This is a genomic window from Myxococcus sp. CA039A (assembly GCF_013336645.1).
Lineage (GTDB): Bacteria > Myxococcota > Myxococcia > Myxococcales > Myxococcaceae > Myxococcus > Myxococcus llanfairpwllgwyngyllgogerychwyrndrobwllllantysiliogogogochensis.
Window position 1 is genome coordinate 1 of record NZ_JABUMQ010000258.1, and the last position, 16,727, is coordinate 16,727.

At 70.5% G+C, this 16,727-nt stretch carries 12 protein-coding genes; 4 read left to right on the plus strand and 8 right to left on the minus strand.

Translation table 11 applies throughout. The features are described from left to right. From HR086_RS33605 to HR086_RS33615, 3 genes are all read right to left on the minus strand, one after another. On the minus strand, positions 1-265 hold a 265-nt coding region (locus HR086_RS33605), incomplete at its 3' end, for a hypothetical protein (protein WP_174467677.1). Between the two features lie 117 nt (positions 266-382). Beyond that, positions 383-1,120 carry a hypothetical protein gene (locus HR086_RS33610; protein WP_174467678.1) on the minus strand — a complete coding sequence of 246 codons (738 nt, stop codon included), beginning with the start codon at positions 1,118-1,120 and terminating at the stop codon, positions 383-385. Then, on the minus strand, positions 1,117-1,797 hold the full coding sequence (locus HR086_RS33615) for a hypothetical protein (protein ID WP_174467679.1): 681 nt from the start codon (positions 1,795-1,797) through the stop codon (positions 1,117-1,119). The genes HR086_RS33610 and HR086_RS33615 overlap by 4 nt, the downstream gene beginning before the upstream one ends. Before the next feature lie 163 nt (positions 1,798-1,960). Between HR086_RS33615 and HR086_RS33620 the strand changes: the two genes are divergently transcribed. Both HR086_RS33620 and HR086_RS33625 read left to right on the plus strand, forming a co-directional pair. Then, positions 1,961-2,704, plus strand: coding sequence for a DUF6600 domain-containing protein (locus HR086_RS33620; RefSeq protein WP_141645810.1), 744 nt, complete (start codon positions 1,961-1,963; stop codon positions 2,702-2,704). A 142-nt stretch (positions 2,705-2,846) separates the two neighbouring features. Then, complete coding sequence (locus tag HR086_RS33625) at positions 2,847-3,407, plus strand: bacterioferritin (protein ID WP_174453493.1); 561 nt, start codon at positions 2,847-2,849, stop codon at positions 3,405-3,407. 4 nt (positions 3,408-3,411) lie between these two features. Here HR086_RS33625 and HR086_RS33630 read toward each other — a convergent pair whose 3' ends face one another. After that, complete coding sequence (locus HR086_RS33630) at positions 3,412-4,476, minus strand: fatty acid desaturase (protein WP_174467680.1); 1,065 nt, start codon at positions 4,474-4,476, stop codon at positions 3,412-3,414. Positions 4,477-4,752: 276 nt separating this feature from the next. On the opposite strand from HR086_RS33630, the gene HR086_RS33635 reads away from it, so the two are divergent. Continuing rightward, complete coding sequence (locus tag HR086_RS33635; RefSeq protein ID WP_141645813.1) at positions 4,753-5,232, plus strand: FBP domain-containing protein; 480 nt, start codon at positions 4,753-4,755, stop codon at positions 5,230-5,232. Positions 5,233-5,238: 6 nt separating this feature from the next. On the opposite strand, the gene HR086_RS33640 is transcribed toward HR086_RS33635, so the two are convergent. The 4 genes from HR086_RS33640 to HR086_RS33655 are packed head-to-tail and all read right to left on the minus strand — an operon-like array spanning position 5,239 to position 15,911. Next, positions 5,239-6,738, minus strand: a complete 1,500-nt coding sequence (locus HR086_RS33640; protein ID WP_174453491.1) for a DUF4388 domain-containing protein — start codon at positions 6,736-6,738, stop codon at positions 5,239-5,241. Between the two features lie 18 nt (positions 6,739-6,756). After that, positions 6,757-8,607, minus strand: a complete 1,851-nt coding sequence (locus tag HR086_RS49605) for a response regulator (RefSeq protein WP_141645815.1) — start codon at positions 8,605-8,607, stop codon at positions 6,757-6,759. Positions 8,608-8,645: 38 nt separating this feature from the next. After that, the gene (dapF, locus tag HR086_RS33650) at positions 8,646-9,497 is read right to left on the minus strand and encodes a diaminopimelate epimerase (protein ID WP_174467681.1); all 852 of its coding nucleotides are present in this window, start codon (positions 9,495-9,497) and stop codon (positions 8,646-8,648) included. 24 nt (positions 9,498-9,521) lie between these two features. After that, on the minus strand, positions 9,522-15,911 hold the full coding sequence (locus tag HR086_RS33655) for a methyltransferase domain-containing protein (protein WP_174467682.1): 6,390 nt from the start codon (positions 15,909-15,911) through the stop codon (positions 9,522-9,524). 104 nt (positions 15,912-16,015) lie between these two features. Between HR086_RS33655 and HR086_RS33660 the strand changes: the two genes are divergently transcribed. Beyond that, positions 16,016-16,727, plus strand: a 712-nt coding sequence (locus HR086_RS33660) for an IF-2 protein (RefSeq protein ID WP_174467683.1), incomplete at its 3' end; no start/stop codon positions are given.

Below are 16,727 nucleotides of genomic sequence, written 5' to 3' on the forward strand. Positions count from 1 at the left end.
CGCCACCACCGCCCGGATCCGGGTACGTGTACACGCAGTAGAAGTCGACGCAGACGGCGGTCGCCGCCTCGGGGCAGTTCGCCTCGCAGTTCCAGTCTCCGCCACACCGAGCCGGCCCACAGGTGAGCAACGAAGCCTGTGAGCTGGAGTCCTCGCGAGAGACCAGCTCCTCCTCGACCGACTCCGCCAGCGCGGGCGGCGCGGCCAGCGCGAAGGTGAGCACCACGGCAAGGCTCCAGGGATGCGACAAGCGACGCGAAGACATGAGCGGCTCCTCCAGGTGACCCGCCGGGCTTCATTTCAAGGCCCGCACGGGGAGTGCGAGCCTAGCACCCCCGCGACGAGGCCTCCGCGCGCGGCTTCACTTGAAGCACTTCGAGCGTCAGGGAGTAGGGCTCGCGACGGCGCGTGGTTCGGCGAGCCACTGCGCCAGGACCTTCGCATCGAGCGACTCGACGCCAAACGATGCCGGACCACAGCGCACCCCGCCATCCCGCTCGCGAACGAGTGGGTCCCTCGCGAACACCAAGATGACCGGCTTTCCCTCGGGGCTCACGTGCGGAACCACGTACTGCGCTTCCACGATGGGGCGAAGAGAGGGATCCGCGAGCAGCTTCCGGGTGAGCTGCCCGTCCGGTGTCCCCGCCTTGAGCTGGTCCCGGGCCTCTTCACAGAGCCAGCGCGCGGTCCGCGTGCCCTCCGGTTCCATCCCTGGCCACGAACTGCGCACCAGGCGCGCGCGCCCCGACATCAGCCAGCCCACGTGGTGTCCGATGCCCACCGAGGCCATCGTCGCGGCGAAGAGCAGCACTCCGAGCAGCAGCAGCGACACGCTCCAGCGCGGGCGCCACACGGAGGCCCCTGGCGCCTCGGTGTGGAGCTGACGCCACAACCACCGGAGGAACAGATGCGAGCCCGCGGCGAGCACCGCCGCCACGAGCAGGAACTCGGCGATGGCGCCCCAGCGGAACGTCACCTCCGGCAACACCTGCTGGAGGAAGGACAGCCAGCCAAAGGCGAGCAGAAAGGGCACCTTCATGACCCAGACCTGCCCCATGCACAGGAAGATCATCATCACGAAGATGACGCCCAGGAAGGTCACGCCCTTTTTCGACTTCACGGCGCGCCCTCCGCCACGAACGAGCGATGGATGTCCTCGACGGGGAGGCGCCGGAGGTCGCCGTCGGTGAAGAGCACCCAGCGCTCACGGCCGAAGATGCCCGGCTCGTACGCCAGGGGCGTCGCGGGCGCGTCCGCCTTCTGCCCTCCGATGTAGATGAAGTGCAGGCCGGAGTCCCCGAGCACCTTCCAGCGCGCCGCGGGAAGCTCGGTGCCCAGGTCGCTCTTCGGAAAGTCGCGCCCATGTTCGGCGGCATAGGCCCACAGCGCCACGCGCAGCTCATCCAGACGCTGACGCCGCGCCTGGACCAGCAGGTCCGCGTCCGAGGGGGGTGGCGTGGGGATGACCTGGTAGGTCGCGCCCTTCTTCTCCCAGGCGCCCGGGGTCATCAGCTCGCGGCCACCGGCAATCATCGACAGGACGAGCTGAAGGCCCAGCCCGACCAGGAACACCAGCGCGAGCGAGGCCCTGTAGCTCAGCCTCGGCAACCGGGGCACATCCCGTCGCAGCCAGTTCCACAAGCCCCAGACGCCCAGCGACACGAGCAGGAAGACGGCGATGAAGAAGGAGATGGCCTCCAAGCGCTGCTCGGCGATCTCCGTGAACAAGAAGCTGGGCATGCCCGCCAGGGCCACCGCTGGGGTCAGCAGCACGACGGAGAGGAGGAGCTTGTTCACGCGCACGGAGGGCAGTCTGCCTCGCCCGGGTGACAGGAAGTCAACCAGGGGGCCGGCGCGCGCTGGGCAGCCGAGCATTCCAGGCATCGCCCCCGAGGGTCTCTGCGTTCAAGGAGAAGGCACATCCTGAGGCGTGACGGATATCCATCACGGAGGGCCGACGATGCGCACCTGGAATGAAACCTGGCGCTGGCTGCGCCTGGGTGGCGTGAGCGCGGGCGCGCTGCTGGCGGGGCTCGGCTGCGCGATGGGGCCCGAGGAGTTCGGTCCCCAGTTGAAGTCGACGTCCACGACGCTGGGCAGCAACATCTCCATCTTCCGCGATGTGATGGCGCCGCATGGCGAGTGGCTCCAGCTCCCCGAGGTGGGCTGGGTGTGGCGCCCCGACGCGAAGCTCGTGGGCCTGGACTTCGTGCCCTACGCCACCTCCGGCCAGTGGGTGTTCAGCGACTGGGGTTGGACGTTCCAGAGCGACTGGGACTGGGGCTGGGCGCCCTTCCATTACGGCAGGTGGTTCGTCGCTCCCTCGGAGGGCTGGGTCTGGTGGCCCGACGACGAGTGGGCCCCTTCCTGGGTGGACTGGCGCTGGGGGGAGGGCCTCGCCGGTTGGCAGCCCATGCCCCTGCCAGGCATGAACGTCCGCCGCCCCTGGACCTTCGTCGCCACGAGCGACCTGGTGCAACCCGATGTCAGCCGCTACCTGGTTCCACCGGACCAGGAGGCCGCGCTGGTGGCGAAGACCCAGCCGGTGGGCGCGCGGGTGACAGGGCGGACAGGCCAGTGGAACGTGGGCCCCGAGCCCGACGAGGTGGCGAGCGCCACCGGAGCCCCCGTGCCCCACACGGGCCCGATAGCACCGCCCACGGGGCAGCCTCCCATCGCGGGGCCACACTCGGCGGCGCGGTAGCGGGCACGCCGCGCCACGGCGAACAGAAAGCTCCTTCCGGGGGGCGGGACGGGCAGGCCCGGGACGTCATGAGCGAGGGTGGTCGACCCCGCCCCCGAGGTCCCAGCTTCCTGTCACGCATTCGCCGAAAGGAGACCAGGACATGCCCGAGACGCAGCCCTTCGTCAGCGACCTCCAGGAGATCCGCCGTCGAGCCCGTGAGCACCTGGAGGAAGGCGCCCTCACCGAGAACTACGAGGGCGATGTGAACACGACGCTCAAGCTGCTCAACGACGCGCTCGCCACGGAAATCGTCTGCGTGCTGCGCTACACGTACCACTACGTCTCCGCCATGGGCATCCACAGCGAGGCGGTGAAGGAGGAGTTCGGGGAGCACGCGCGCGAGGAGCAGGAGCACGCGCTGCGGCTCGCCGAGCGCATCAACCAGCTCGGGGGGCGCCCGGACTTCAACCCCGACGGCCTGCTGTCACGCAGCTCCAGTCAGTACGTCGAGGGGCAGAACCTGGTGGACATGATTCGAGAGAATCTGGTGGCGGAGCGCATCGCCATCGAGACGTACCGCGACCTGATTCGCTACTTCTCGGACAAGGACCCCACCACGCGGCGGCTCCTCGAGGACATCCTCGCCAAGGAAGAGGAGCACGCCAACGACATGCATGACCTGCTGGTGGCGCACCAGGGTCAGCCCATGCTCAACAACTGAGCCGTCACGACACCGCGTGCCCCTCGGAGGAGACCGCGCTCCGGGGAGGCGCGTCGGCCCGCGCCGCCCAGGCGCGCACGTTGGCGTCGCGGTAGCGCACCATCCGCCCGAGCGACGGCTCCCACAGGTTCAGCCGCAGGCAGTGGACGATGTCGCGCGGGCTCAGCGTCGTGACGTGGGGGTTCTGCAGCTCGGGGATGGCGGCCATCGCCTCCGGGAGTCGATAGAACGGGATGCGCGGGTTCAGGTGGTGCACGTGGTGGTAGCCGATGTTGCCGGTGAACCACGCCATCACCTTGCCGCAGCGCAGGTAGCTGGAGGCCTCCAGCGCGGCATCCGCGTGGGTCCACTGCCCCTCCGGCAGGATGCGGACCTCGTCGAAGTTGTGCTGCGAATAGAACAGGTACGTGCCCAGCGCGTAGGCGAGGAGCAGCGGGCCCACGAAGGCGAACAGGTACACGGCGGGGCCGAAGAAGACCCAGAGCGCCACGGACAGGGCCACGTGCACGCCGAGCGCGAGCCCGGAGGTCCAGTAACGCTTCGGGTCCTTCACGAAGGGCACCAGGCACAGGCTGATGAGGAACGCGGTGACGTAGCCGAACAGGATGGTCACCGGGTGGCGCTCCACCGCATAGCCCAGCCGCTGCCAGCCGGACGCCTTGCGCCACTGCTCGGTGGTCCACGTCGCGAACGTGCCCGCGGAGTCCGCGGCGATGCGCGCCGTGTTCGCATGGTGGTGGTTGTGCGTGTCGTTCCAGATGCGCGCGGGCGTGAGCGTCAGGATGCCCTGCACCTGGAAGAGGACCTTCGCCCAGCGCGACGAGGGCAGCAGCGCCCCGTGCATGGCGTCATGGAAGAGGATGAACGCGCGGATGAGGACGAGCGCCTCCAGCACGCCGCCCACGACGCGCAGGGGCCACCAGGGCGCGGCCACCGCCAGCGTCACGGCCGCGGCGAGCGCGGCATAGGTGGCCGCCAGGTTCCAACCCGAACGCGCCACATCCTGCACGGCGAAGGGACGTGTCCGGGCAATGAGCTCCTTGCTCGACGGCGGTGCGACTCGTTCCATTGAGAGGGGCTCCTACGAGTGGGGTGTGTCCGGCCCTGTGCCGGATGAAGCGCCATGGTTTTCCCATCGCCATGTCACGCGCGGGTCAGCCGTTTAAACGACGTGCGAATGGACCCAGATGACGCGACTCGCCGTGTGCAATGGCATGCACAGTCGCGTGGGATGGGGCCCCTTCTCCCCTGGCGACCAGGGGACGAGGGGCCTGGCTTCCTGGTGGGTTTGGGTAGAATCGGGGGCCGCTGGCTGTTAGGTCGAGACGTTCTCCAAGGAGCAGCCGTGTTCCGATTCGAAACCGACCGGGACCTCATCCAGTCCTTTCGTCCGAGAGACCGCCGCGTCATGGAAATGCCGCCGGGTCTCACCTTCCCCTTGTTCGTGCGTGACTACCTGGCCTGGACGGAGACGTCCGGCGCGCGCGTGTACCTGGTCTTCTCCGCGCCCGGCAGCCACCAGCCCATCGGCATCATCTTCCGGCGCGATACCGGAGGAGGTCTCGATGTCGCCCGCATGTGCGAGTGGTGCCACAACTACGGCTCGTCGCACGCGGTGGACCTGCTCACCACCGACGTGAACAGCAAGCGCCGCGTGGGCATCAGCCTCTGCGTCGACCTGCGCTGCAAGGACAAGCTGGAGGACGAGGCCAACCGTGGCGGCCGAAACACCCTCGCGGCGCTGGACCAGCTCCGGGCCCGGATGTACCGCTTCGCGAACGAGGCGCTCGGCATCGAGGCCAGGCCCGCCGCGCCCGCCGCCTAGCAGCGACTACGCGACAAAGGCGCTGGCCCGCTGCACCTGGGGCACGCCGGGCAGCATGGGCGCGGGGTTGAGGGCCTGCACGAGCAGCGACCTCAGCGCCTCGCCCAGGTCGTCCACCACGCTCAGCGCCCCGGCGGGGGCGCCCTGGAGCGCCGCGGGCACCTCCGCGCCCACGACGACAATCGGCATCCGAGCCTCCCACGCCAGGTAGTGCGCCAGTCCCACCGCCGGCTCCGACACGTCCAGCAGCAACGCCCCCACCGCGCCCGCGCTGAAGGGGCGCCACAGGGGCCGTGCCGCCTCGGCCGGGGGCAGCGTGCAGAAGTCCAGCCGCAGCACCTCGCTGAGCACCAGTCGCCCCAGCGTCCCGAAGCCGCTCTTCACGGCCGTGGGCTCCGCGGACAAGGCCTCCAGGCCCGGCACGCGCGCCATCACCCGACGCGCCGCCGACGAGCCGCTGCCACAGACGAAAATCTTGGCGGTCGCCACCCTCGACGGAGCCTTCGTCCGGAGGATGCGGCCTCGCAGGGCATGCACCTCCGCGGCGCCCAGCAGTTCGTTGGCGTTCGCGTCCATGCCGTGTACGTCCGCCGGCCTCGCCACGCCCCGCTGCATCAGGGTGGACAGCACCCCCAGCACTTCCAGGTCCGTGGCGGGCGCCAGGTCCAGCACCTCGCCCAGCGCGCGCGGCTGGCGCAGCAGGTCCACCACCTGCGCCGTCACCGGGTGCTGGTCCTGTTGCAGCTCCACGTCCGGCGCCAGCATCAGCCGCGTGTGGCGCGGCGGCAGGCCCGGCATCAGGCGATTCACCTCGTCCGACTGGCGCATGCCTTCCAGCAGCGCGTCGTCCATGGCGCGGTTGATGCGAGCCTTCGCCGCGCTGGCGCCTGGGGAGAACGTGAAGGTCCCATCGCCCCAGGCCAGCAGGCGGAACAGCGCCTTCTCACCTTCCACCCGCCCCAGCTTCGAATTCACCGGGCGGCCCTCCACCACGTGGATTTCGCCGCGCTCGTTGCCCCGCTCCAGCGAGAGCTTCCCGCTGCGCCGGTTCATCCCGAGCAGCTGCATCAGGTCCGGGATGCTGAGCTGGCTGAGGGAGCCTTCGATTTCCTGCTGCTCGACCTTGAGGTCCTTGGCCGCCTCGTTGCGCCGGAAGATGTGCTCGATGCGGCTGAGCACTTCGTCCAGGTTGAAGGGCTTGCGCAGGTAGCCATCCCGCAGGCCGCGATACCGGTCCCCGTCGAAGCTCGACGTGGTGAGCACCACCGGGATGTCCTCGGTGCGCGGGTTGGTGCGCAGAATCTGGATGAAGGTGCGCGCCTCCAGCAGCCGGCAGTTCTCATCGAACAGCGTGAGGTCCGGGTGGCGCAGCACCGCCACCTCCAGCGCCCGGGAGCCATCCGGCGCGTAGTGAACCTGATAGCCCTTGGTGCGCAGCTCGCGGGACAGCGCGCGCACGGACTCAAGGTCGGGGTCGGCGATGAGGATCTTCCGGACCTGGGCCATGGGTCGCTCCGCTTCGTGTCAGTAGGGCTGCAGGTCGTATTCGGCCTGCAGCTTGGAGATGAGCCCGTCCACCACGGCGGTGTCCGAGGTGTGGAAGCCCCACGTCGCGCCCCGCCCCCGCCGCTGGATGAGCGCGTAGGCCGCGCTCTCCGACAGCCAGAGGATGAACTCATGCCGGGACACGCGCTCGTCGCCCTCCAGGAACACGGGCGTCAGCGCGGGATGCGACTCGAGGTCCACCCGGCGCCCCAGCAGGTAGATGCGCGAGGACAGGTCCGGCGGCGCCGACTCCAGCCCGGCCGCGATGGGCAGGTCCGCGCGAATCTCCGGCCCGCCCACGTACAGAAGGCCGCGCGTGCCCGGGTCTCGGGTGAGCTCGCGCGCGATCTCCGCCTGGAGTTCGTCGAAGAGGACATCCGCGACCTTGCCCCGGCGGCTCGGCTCGGCGCGCTCGTCCACGGGCAGTCTGGGACTGTTGGGCGTGCCCAAGAGCAGGTCCACCTCGTCCCAGAACGGCAGCCCGTCCAGCATCAGCCGCCGCTGGAGCGACGCGCGGCGCTCGTCCATGCGGCGACGGCAGCGGTGCACCAGCTCGTCGAAGTCCTCCCCGTCCTTGGGGAAGGTGCTGGCTCCGCCCACCAGGGCCAGCGGCAGGCGGGACTCCACGTCCTGGACTTCAGGCTCCTCGCGCACCGCCGCCACCGCGCGACGCACGAACATCATCGCGCCGAAGAAGTCCGTCTCCGGCAACAGGAGATAGAACTCCTGGTCGCTCGCCTTCGCGATGACGTCCGAGTCGCGGATGATCTTGCTCAGCGCGCGGATGATGCCGCGCACCGCCTTCTTCGCGTCCGCCGCGCCCTGGCGCACGCGCACCAGCGGCAGGTTGTCGATGGAGAAGGTCAGCAGCGAGAACGTCCGCCCATACCGCCGCGCCTTGTAGATTTCCTTCGACGCGTAGTCGGTGAAGTAGCTGAGGTTGTAGGCCGCCGTCTCGCGGTCTCTCAGGCCCAGGCGCTGGAGCGCCATCATCCGCCGGCCGTTCTTCACGCCCACGGCGGCGAAGTCCGCGAGCACGCGGGCGTCCCTCGAATGCTCGGCGCGGAAGTCACCGGCCAGCGGGTCCGACAGCTGCGCGAGGCCGACGATTTCGCCGGAGACCATCAGCGGCACGTACAGCACCGCGGAGCGCTCATCCCGCGCGAACCATGGCTGCGCGTCCCGCAGGCGCCCCGCCAGCGGCCCTTCCGGGCTCATCTTCTCCGCGAGGAACTGCTTGTCGAGCAGCCCCCGGTACGCACGCAGCACCAGGTCTCCCCGGTCGTCCAGCACCCACAGCGCGGCGCTCTGCGCGTCGCACACCGCGGACAGCTCCGAGATGATGCGCTCCTGGAGCCACTCCAAATCAGACTGGGAGATGAGCTCCAGGCAGCGCTGGTGCAGGTTGTGGAAGCGGGCGAACTCGATGTTCTCGTCGCGCAGCTGGGTGCGCTCGCGGCGCAGGGCGGCGCGCTCCAGGGCGCGGTCCACCGCGAGCACCAGGTCCGCTTCCTCCACGGGCTTGGCCAGACAGTCCGCCGCGCCCGAGCGCAGGGCCATCTCCGAGCCCTTCACGTCGGTGCGATGGCTGACCAGGATGACCTCCTGGTCCGGGTCTCTCTCGCGAAGGCGCGCGGTGAGTGCGAAGCCGTCGACGCCCGGCATCACCACGTCGGTGATGACCAGGTCGAAGGGCGTGCGAGCCGCCTCCTCGAGCGCCAGCGTGCCGTTCTCCACAGAGACTACGCGGTGCCCATGACGGGACAGCATGTCGCTGGCGAGCTGGCGGAAGAACAGGTCGTCGTCGACGACGAGAATGGGACCGGCCACGCGCTGTCTGACCCGGGTGCGAAGGGGGAGGTCGGAGGTTACCGGCCCCCAGCAAGCGCGACAACGCCCTCGAAGACGAAGGCGACAGGACCACGGAGGCGGATGTCGGACAGGTCGGCGGGCACGCGGATGCGCAGGTTGCCTCCCGGAAGGGTGACGCGCAGCCAGGTGTCCGAGGGCAACCGCCCCGCCAGCACCGCCGCCACCGCCGAGGCACAGGCCCCCGTGCCACACGCCTGGGTCAGCCCACAGCCCCGCTCCCACACGACGACGGTGAGGCCGTCCTCCTCCACCCGGACGAACTCGACGTTGGTACGGTCCCGGAAGTCAGGGTGCCGCTCCAGCACCGGCCCCAGTCGAGGCGCGTCCTCCAGCGGCTGGTCCAGGAGGACCAGGTGGGGATTGCCCATGCTCACCGCGGACGCGCGAAGCTCGGGGTGCCCCGGCAGCGGCGTGTCCAGGAACGCACGCCCGGTGACACCCGACGGGAGGTTGGGGGCCACGAGCCGTGCTGGCCCCATGGAAATGTCCACCGCGACCACCCCGCCGTCACCGTAGCCGGGCATGCAGGTGAGCACTCCGGCGCCTGTCTCCACGTCGATGCGGCCCGGGTTGTCGCCGGACTGGTCGACCAGGTACTTCACCGCGCAGCGCAGGCCGTTGCCGCACATCTCCGCGATGCTGCCATCGGCGTTGTGAACGACCATCCGGGCCAGGCCGTGCTCGGAGGGGAGCAGCGCGAGGACTCCGTCGGCGCCGATGCCGAGCCGGCGGTCGCACATCCAACGCGAGGTCTCCGCGTCGATGTCCACGCCTGACCGGCGACGGTCCAGGACCACGAAGTCGTTGCCCAGCCCCTGGTACTTGAAGATGCGCTCGCGAACGTCCACGGAGGGAATCCTAGCCGTGGAACGTCACTCGCGCTCGTCCGCCTTCTTTGTCGGAGGTGGAGGGTCGGGCATGTCGAGCGCGGGCACGGCGGTGCGCGGGGGCTTGGCCTGAGGGATGGTGGGGGCCCGGACGGGCGTGCCACCGGGCGGGGTCAGCGCCACGCCCGTGCGCCGGGACAGCTCGCTCTTCACCGCGTTGAGCTCCGCGTTGGCGCGCTCGTAGATGTCCTGGACGGGGTTGGCCCCGGCTCGGGCCACCTGACGGCGCAGGGTGCCCAGCTCCGTCTCCTGGGCCTGGAGCTTCTCCTGGAGCGAGTCGACCTCCGACTGGAGCTGCTCCATCTCCGCGGCCATCTCCAGGACGGCGTCCGTCTGCGAGGCGGCCTTGAGCTCCTCGGTGGCCTTGAGCAGTTCGTTGCGCTCGGCCTCCAGGGCGGTGAGTCGGGCCTGCTGCTCCTTCACGAGCGGCTCCAGGCGCTCCCGCTCGAAGCGATCCTTCAGGAGGTCCTGCTTCTCCGTCGTCAGGGCCTGCGCCTGCTCCTGGAGGCGCGTCAGCTCGGTCCGCAGCGTGGTGAGACGGTCGGACGTGGTGCCGTCACGGTGCGCGAGCTGGCGTCGGGCTTCTTCCAACGACTCGGAGACGCGGGTGCGCTCGGCGCGCTCGGTGTCGAGCAGGCGCACCGCATCCGTGGAAGCTGTCTCCAGGGCGGTGATGCGGCCTTCCAGCCGGACCCGGGCGGCCCGAGCGACAGTCAGATCCGACTGGAGTCGCTCACGCTCCGACTCGGCGCGGGTCAGGCGGTCTTGCAAGGACTGGAGCGCGGTGGCGCTCTCCGTCGTGGAGGATTCCAGGTCGGACAGGCGGGCTTCGAGTTCGGTGCGCCGGGCCTCGAAGTCCGTGGTGGCCTCGACGAGCCTGGCGCCGTGTTCCTCGCGCATGGATTGAGCACGAGCCTGGAGGTCGGAGAATTGGGCTTCCAGCTCGGCGCGGCGTGCCTCGGCGTCGGTGAGCCGAGACTCCAGCTCGGTCCTGTCCGTGCGGTGGGCGTCGAGCTGAGCGGAGGACTCCGCGAGCCGCGCGCCCAGCTCGGACTTGTCCGTGCGCTCGGCGTCGAGCAGGGCCACCGTGTCCGCGAGCCGCGATTCCAGGTCGGCGCTGTCCGTGCGCTGAGCGTCCAGCAGGGCCACCGTCTCCGTGAGCTTCGATTCCAGGTCCGCATGTTCGGCGCGCTGTGCGTCGAGTCGCGACATGCGCTCGTTGAGCTTCGACTCCAGGTCCGTGCGCACGGAGTGCTGAGCCTCGAGCCGCGCCACCGTTTCCGTGAGCTTCGACTCCAGGTCCGTGCGCACGGAGTGCTGGGCCTGGAGCTGCGACACGCTCTCGGTGAGCTTCGACTCCAGGTCCGCACGCTCGACGCGCTGCTCATCGAGCCGGGTGCTGAACTCCGTGAGCCGGGCTTCCAGCGCGGACTGGTCCTCACGGTGTGCCTGGAGCAGCGAGTCCGACTCGGTGAGCCGGGCCTCCAGCGCGGCCAGCGCCGACCGCTGCGCCTCCAGCTGCGACAGGCTCTCCGAGAGGCGCGCTTCCAGCTCGGACTTCTCCGTGCGATTGGACTCCAGCTCGGAGCGCTGATGTTCAAGCTGCGCGGTGAAGTCGGCGAGCCGGACCTCCCAGTCCGCCCGGGCCTGTCCCAGTGCTTCGGTGGCCTCCGTCAGTCGCACATCCAGGGTCGTGGACCGCTCCTGTTCGGCCCGCGCCGACTCGGTGACTCGCGCCAGCTCAGACCGCGCGGCCTCCAGGTCGGCACGCGTGCTCTCCAGCGAGGCGCGCTCGCTTTCGAGCGAGTTCTCCATCGCGGTGGCCTTCCCCGCGAAGCGCCGCGCCGTCTCGAGCTGCACCATGAGCAGCTCGGCGTTCTCGCGCTGGGCGACCAGCCGTTCCCGTGCGTCCACCAGCTCCGCGTCGAGCCGGGAGAGGTGCATTCCCCTGTCGTGCAGCGCGGCCATGGCGCGCTGGAGTTCCATCCCCAGGCGCATCACTTCCTGCCGCGCCGCCATCAGGTGGGTCAGCTCGCCTCGCAGGTCCAGCACTTCCTGGCGCGTGGCCTCCAGCGCGGTCTCCGTGGCCTCTAGCGTCCCAAGCTGTTCGCGAAGCTCACCCAACTCCACCTCGCGCGCCGTGGCGGTCTCGGTGAGTCGAGTCGCCTGGGCCTGGAGCTCTTGCAGGGCCCACTCCCGCTCGGAGAGGGTCGCGTCCACCGTGCGCTTCGCCGACTCCGCCTCGCTCAGCGACTGCTCCACGGACGCCAGTCTCGCCCCCATGGACTCCGCTTCGGACAGCCGCGCATCCAGGGTCGACTTCAGCTCCCGCGCCGAGTCCTCGGCCTGGGCGCGTTCTCCCTCCAGTCGCTCCACGCTGGCGCGCAGCGCCTGCTCGCGGGACTCGGAGGTCTCGCGCACTTCTGTCAGGGCCTGCTCTCGGGCCGCCAGCTCGGCACGCACCTGCGCCAGGGCCTCGCGCTCACGGGCCAGCTCGGCACGAGCCGCTTCCGCGCCCTGCTGTTCCGTCGCCAGCGCGTCTCGGGTCTGAGCCAACGAGGCTTCGACCTCGGCACGCGCGCGCTGCTCTCCCTCCAATCGCTCATGAACACGTGCGAGTCCGGCCTGGCCATCGCTGCGTTCCTGACGTTCGGTCTCCAGCTCCGCGCGAGCCGCACTCAGCGCCTCTCGCTCCGCCGTCAGCGAGGTCTCGACTCGAGCCCGACCGTCGCGCTCCGAGACAAGCTCCGACTGGAGTCGGGTGACGACCTCGTCCGCGTCGGAGACTCGCGCTCGGGCGTCGGTCAGCTCCGCGGCCAGTGCTTCACGCGCCGCACGCTCGGAAGCGAGGGACTGGCGTGCTTCCGCCAACGAGGCCTGGGCTTGAACCTCACCCTGCCCCCAGGACTCGCGCTCCGTGGCCAGCGCCTCGCGGGCCTCCGCCAGGGCTGCGTCAGTCCTCGCGCGTTGCTCCGATTCCGACTGGAGTCGAAGCTGGGTCTCCGACAGTGCCTCATCGGCGCGTGTCCGCAGCGCCTCGATTTCCGCGAGGCGCGCTCGAGCCTCGCTCAGTGCGGCTTCGACACGAGCCTTCTCTTCGGTCTCCGCCAACAGGCGTGCCTCGGCCTCGGCCACTGCCGCGTCGGCGAGAGACCGCTGTTCGGCCTCACGCTGAAGCTGGGTCCGGGCCTCGGCCAGCTCCGTCTCGACGCGAGCCTTCTCCTCGCCGTCCTCGTGACCACGGCTCCGAGCCTCGGTCAGCGCCGTCTCGACGCGCGCCCTCGCCTGGGTCTCTTCCTTGAGGAGTCCCTGGGCCTCGACCAGCGCCGTCTCGAGACGCACCCTCGCTTCGGTCTCCGACTCGCTCCGGGCTTGCGCCTCGGCCAGCGCAGACTCGACACGCGCCTTCGCCTCGGCATCCGACTCGCTCCGAGCCTGGGCCTCGACCCATGCCGACTCGACACGCGCCTTCACCTCGGCTTCAGACTCGCTCCGAGCCTGGGCCTCGGCCAGCGCCGACTCGAGACGCGCCCTCGCCTCGGCCTCAGACGCGCTCCGAGCCTGGACCTCCGCCAATGCCTTCTCGACGCGAGCCTTCGCCTCGGCCTCTTGCTGGATGCGAGCCTCGGCTTCAGCCAGCGTCGCTTCGACGCGCGCCTTCGCCTCGGTCTCTTCCTGGATACGGGCCTGGGCAGTGGCCAGTGCAACCTCGAAGCGCTCCTGCGCCTCCGTCAGCGTCGCTTCTGCGCGGCCCCGCCGCTCGGCCTCGGCCTGGAGGCGAGCCTGGGCTTCAGCCAGGGTGCCTTCGACATGGGTCCGCTGCTGACCTTCGCCATGAAGCTGTCCTCGCGCCTCCGCCAGCGCCTCCTCGGCGCGCGTGCGTCGCTGGAGTTCCTCCTGGAGCTGGACCTGCACGTCCGCGAGCACCGCTTCCCAGCGAGCACGTCGCTCCGTCTCCGCGTCCAGTGCCTCCTTCGACTGGGTGAGCGCCTGTCGTGCCTCGGCCAGTCCCGACTGGGCCTCCGCGAGCGCCGACTCCGTGGACTCCCGACGCGCCTGCTCCGTCTCCAGCTCCGCGCGCAGGGTCTCCAGCGCGGAGCCCGACTTCACGCGACCATCGCGCTCGGCCTCCAGCGTGGCCTGGACCTCCGCCAGCGAAGTCTCCAGCGCGGCACGGCGCGCCACCTCCGCGTCCACCGCCTCGCGAGTCCGCGCCAGCATGGCCTCGGCATCGACGAGCCGCTGAGCCGCGCTCTCCAGCTTGCCCCGCGATATCCGCAGAGCATCCTCGACAGCGGCGCGCGACTCCCGCTCCTGGTCCAGCTCTCCGCCCACGCGAGAGGCCAGGGCCGCCGTGGAGTCCCGCTCCTGGTGCGCCGTCTCCAGGTCCGACTGCACGGACTGGAGCGTGAGTTCCAGCTCCTCCGCGCGCGCCGACTCCTCGCGACGGGACCGACTCAGCGTGGAGACCTCCGCCTCCAGCTCCACCACGCGCCGGACCAGCGCCTGACGCTCCTCCTCCAACTCGAGCTTGCGCGCCTCCGTCTCCGCGCGAATGGCGGCCTCGGTGCGAGCCTCCTCCGCGAGCGCCTCCGCCCGCACACGCTCCGACGCGAGCACGCCCTCGAGCGCCGTCAGCCGGGACTGGAGCCCGGAGCGCTCTGTCTCCAGAGCCCCCGTCAGCCCCGCTTCGACGCGAGCACGTTCCGCCTCCAGCTCCGTGATGCGCTGGCTGGCTTCGTGGAGTGACTCCTCCAGCTTCCGCGCGGTGGCACGAGCGGACGCCTCACCCTCGGTGAGCGCCTCCAGCTCGCTGCGCAGCCGAGCTTCACGCTCACGCGCGGCGACCAGCTCCGTCTCCTGACCGCGTCCCTCGGCCTGAAGCGCCGCCAGCTGTTCCTCCGCGTCGCGTCGAGCACCCTCGGCCGACGCCACGCGCAGGGACGCCTCCGTCAGCTCGCGAGCCGCGCGCGCCAGCTCCGCTTCCTTCAGGGACAGGGCCGCCGCGGCCTCACGCGCGAACTCCTCCGCGCGGGTCGTCCCACCCTTCAGATGCTCCACCGCCGCCAGGGCCGCCGAGTACTGCTCGGCGATGCGCAGCTCCCGCTCGCGGGCCGCATCCGCCGCGCGGCGCCGATCCTCGGACTGCTCCCCGGCGCGCTCCGCCAACAACCGGTCCTTCTCCCGGTCGATGCGCAGCGTGGTCAGCTCATCCTGAAGCTCCCGCACCTGGGTATAGGTCTGCGTCAGCCGCTCCCGGGCTTCCTCCAGGGACGTGGCCAGCTCCTCGCGGCGCGCACGCTCCAGCCGGAGCGTCTCCTGGCCCGCGAGCACCTGGACTCCGGCCTCCGCCTGCACGCGCTGCGCGGCCTCGACCTCCAGGCGCTGCGCCGTCAACCGGCGGTCCGCATCTCCCAGCCGCTCGTGCGCGACCTGGAGCTCCAGCTCACGCCGTCGCAGCCGTCCCGTCAGGTCGTCGCGCTCGCGCTGCGATTCCGGCGTGCCCCGCGCCTGCTCGAGCTGCGCGGTGAGCCGCGCCACCTCGTCCCGAGTCACCTCCAACACGGGCTTGAGCGCGGCGACCTCCGCCTCCCGGTCCGTCAGCTCCGTGCGCAGCCGCGTCAGCGACTCCTTCAGCCGCGTGCTGCGCTCCTCCCAGGACTTCGCGCGCGCCACCACTTCGTCCAGCTTGCCCCGGGTGAAGGCGAGCGGCTCCGGCGGCAGCTGCACCCACGTGGGGTCCACCGAACGCGCGGGCTCCTGTCCGGCGACGACCAGGAAGTACGCCGCCTCGCCGTTCTGCACGAGCGAGCCGTCCACCTGGAGCCCCTCGCCGCGCTCGAAGGCGAGCTGGTAGCCCAGCACCGGCGACTGCGTGGCCACCTCCACGTGCGGGAAGTGCACGTTGAGCGCATCCAGCAGCAGCCCATACGTGGGCGGCGCGCCACCCTCCTCCGCCTCCATGAGCTGCGGCAGCGCGAGCCCCGCGACGTTGCGCAGCCCTCCCACCAGGAAGCCCTGCTTCGCGACCAGCCGCGCCAGCTCAGCCAGCAGCTCCGGGGCCCGGACGTACGGCGCCAGGTCCGCCACGAGCACGACATCGAAGCTTCCCGGCTCGAAGTCGTCGTAGATGTTGGCGCGGAAACGCAGCGTGGGCCCACCGTGCGCCTTCTGCGCGGCCTGGACCGCCTTGAGGTCCTCGTCACAGGCGACGACAGCCCGCGCTCCCCGCTCCAGCAGGAAACGCGCGCTCTCTCCACCGGTGGAGGCCACCGCGTCGACCTCCAGAACGCGGCGGCGCGCGAAGAGGCTCTCGGCGAAAATGTAGCGGGGCAGCAGTTCACTGGGCCCCATGCGACGGAATGTGTGATGCATGGGTGTGTTCGGGGGTGGGAGTATAGCCGTGGGCCTCCGCGCCCCAAGGAAAGCGCCAGGGACCGAAATCAGCCCGGCGCCCGGACGTCAGGAGAGCAGGCGACATGAACGGATCGGCACAGCAGGGCTTTGGCTATCGGGCACGGCGGACCTTCATCAGGCTGCTCGTCTTCTTCCTCATTCTCGGTCTGGGCGGCGGAGTCGTCTTCCTCCTGTCCCAGCTCAACTCGCGCACCTTCACCCTGGCCCCCGTGGACGGCCAGCTCGTGGTGATGAAGGGCCGCATGGCCCCCATGGGCGCCGTCCCCTACCGGCCCGGAGACCCCCGGCTGGCGGACGCCTACGCCCCCATCCCCCTGGAAGGCCAGGACGTCGGCTCCCTCATCCTGCGCAGCTTCACCGAGCGTGACGAGCTGGACCGGGCCCTGTTCCCTCTCCTGGAGTCCATGGCCCGCCCCCGCATCGCCTCCGAGGAGCCCCCCAAGGTGGAGCAGGGCCTGTACTACCTGCGCCGCGCGGAGAAGCTCGCCGGAGTCACCGAGGAGCAGCGCCTCACCCTCCAGAAGCTCATGACCGAGGTGGCCTACTTCCAGGCCCGCCAGAAGCTCGAGGATGCCCGGAGGCTGGTCAGCGACGCCCTGGTCCAGCTCAAGCTCGCCGCGGAGAGCCAGAGCCGCCACGCGCGCAGCGCCAACCAGATGCTCTCCACCGTCTCGCCCCCCGCCCGCGAACTCGAGGAGGCCCTCCGCCGCGCCGTCCACACCTTGAGTGGACCCCAGGAGACGCCTCGTGAGACGCCTTCCGCGCCCCCCGTCC

Bases quoted from the DNA above. Each gene is read 5' to 3' on its own strand.
- HR086_RS33655 (WP_174467682.1), bottom strand. From the start codon at position 15,911: ATGCATCACACATTCCGTCGCATGGGGCCCAGTGAACTGCTGCCCCGC.
- HR086_RS33625 (WP_174453493.1), top strand. From the start codon at position 2,847: ATGCCCGAGACGCAGCCCTTCGTCAGCGACCTCCAGGAGATCCGCCGT.
- HR086_RS33620 (WP_141645810.1), top strand. From the start codon at position 1,961: ATGCGCACCTGGAATGAAACCTGGCGCTGGCTGCGCCTGGGTGGCGTG.
- HR086_RS33640 (WP_174453491.1), bottom strand. From the start codon at position 6,738: ATGGCCCAGGTCCGGAAGATCCTCATCGCCGACCCCGACCTTGAGTCC.
- HR086_RS33630 (WP_174467680.1), bottom strand. From the start codon at position 4,476: ATGGAACGAGTCGCACCGCCGTCGAGCAAGGAGCTCATTGCCCGGACA.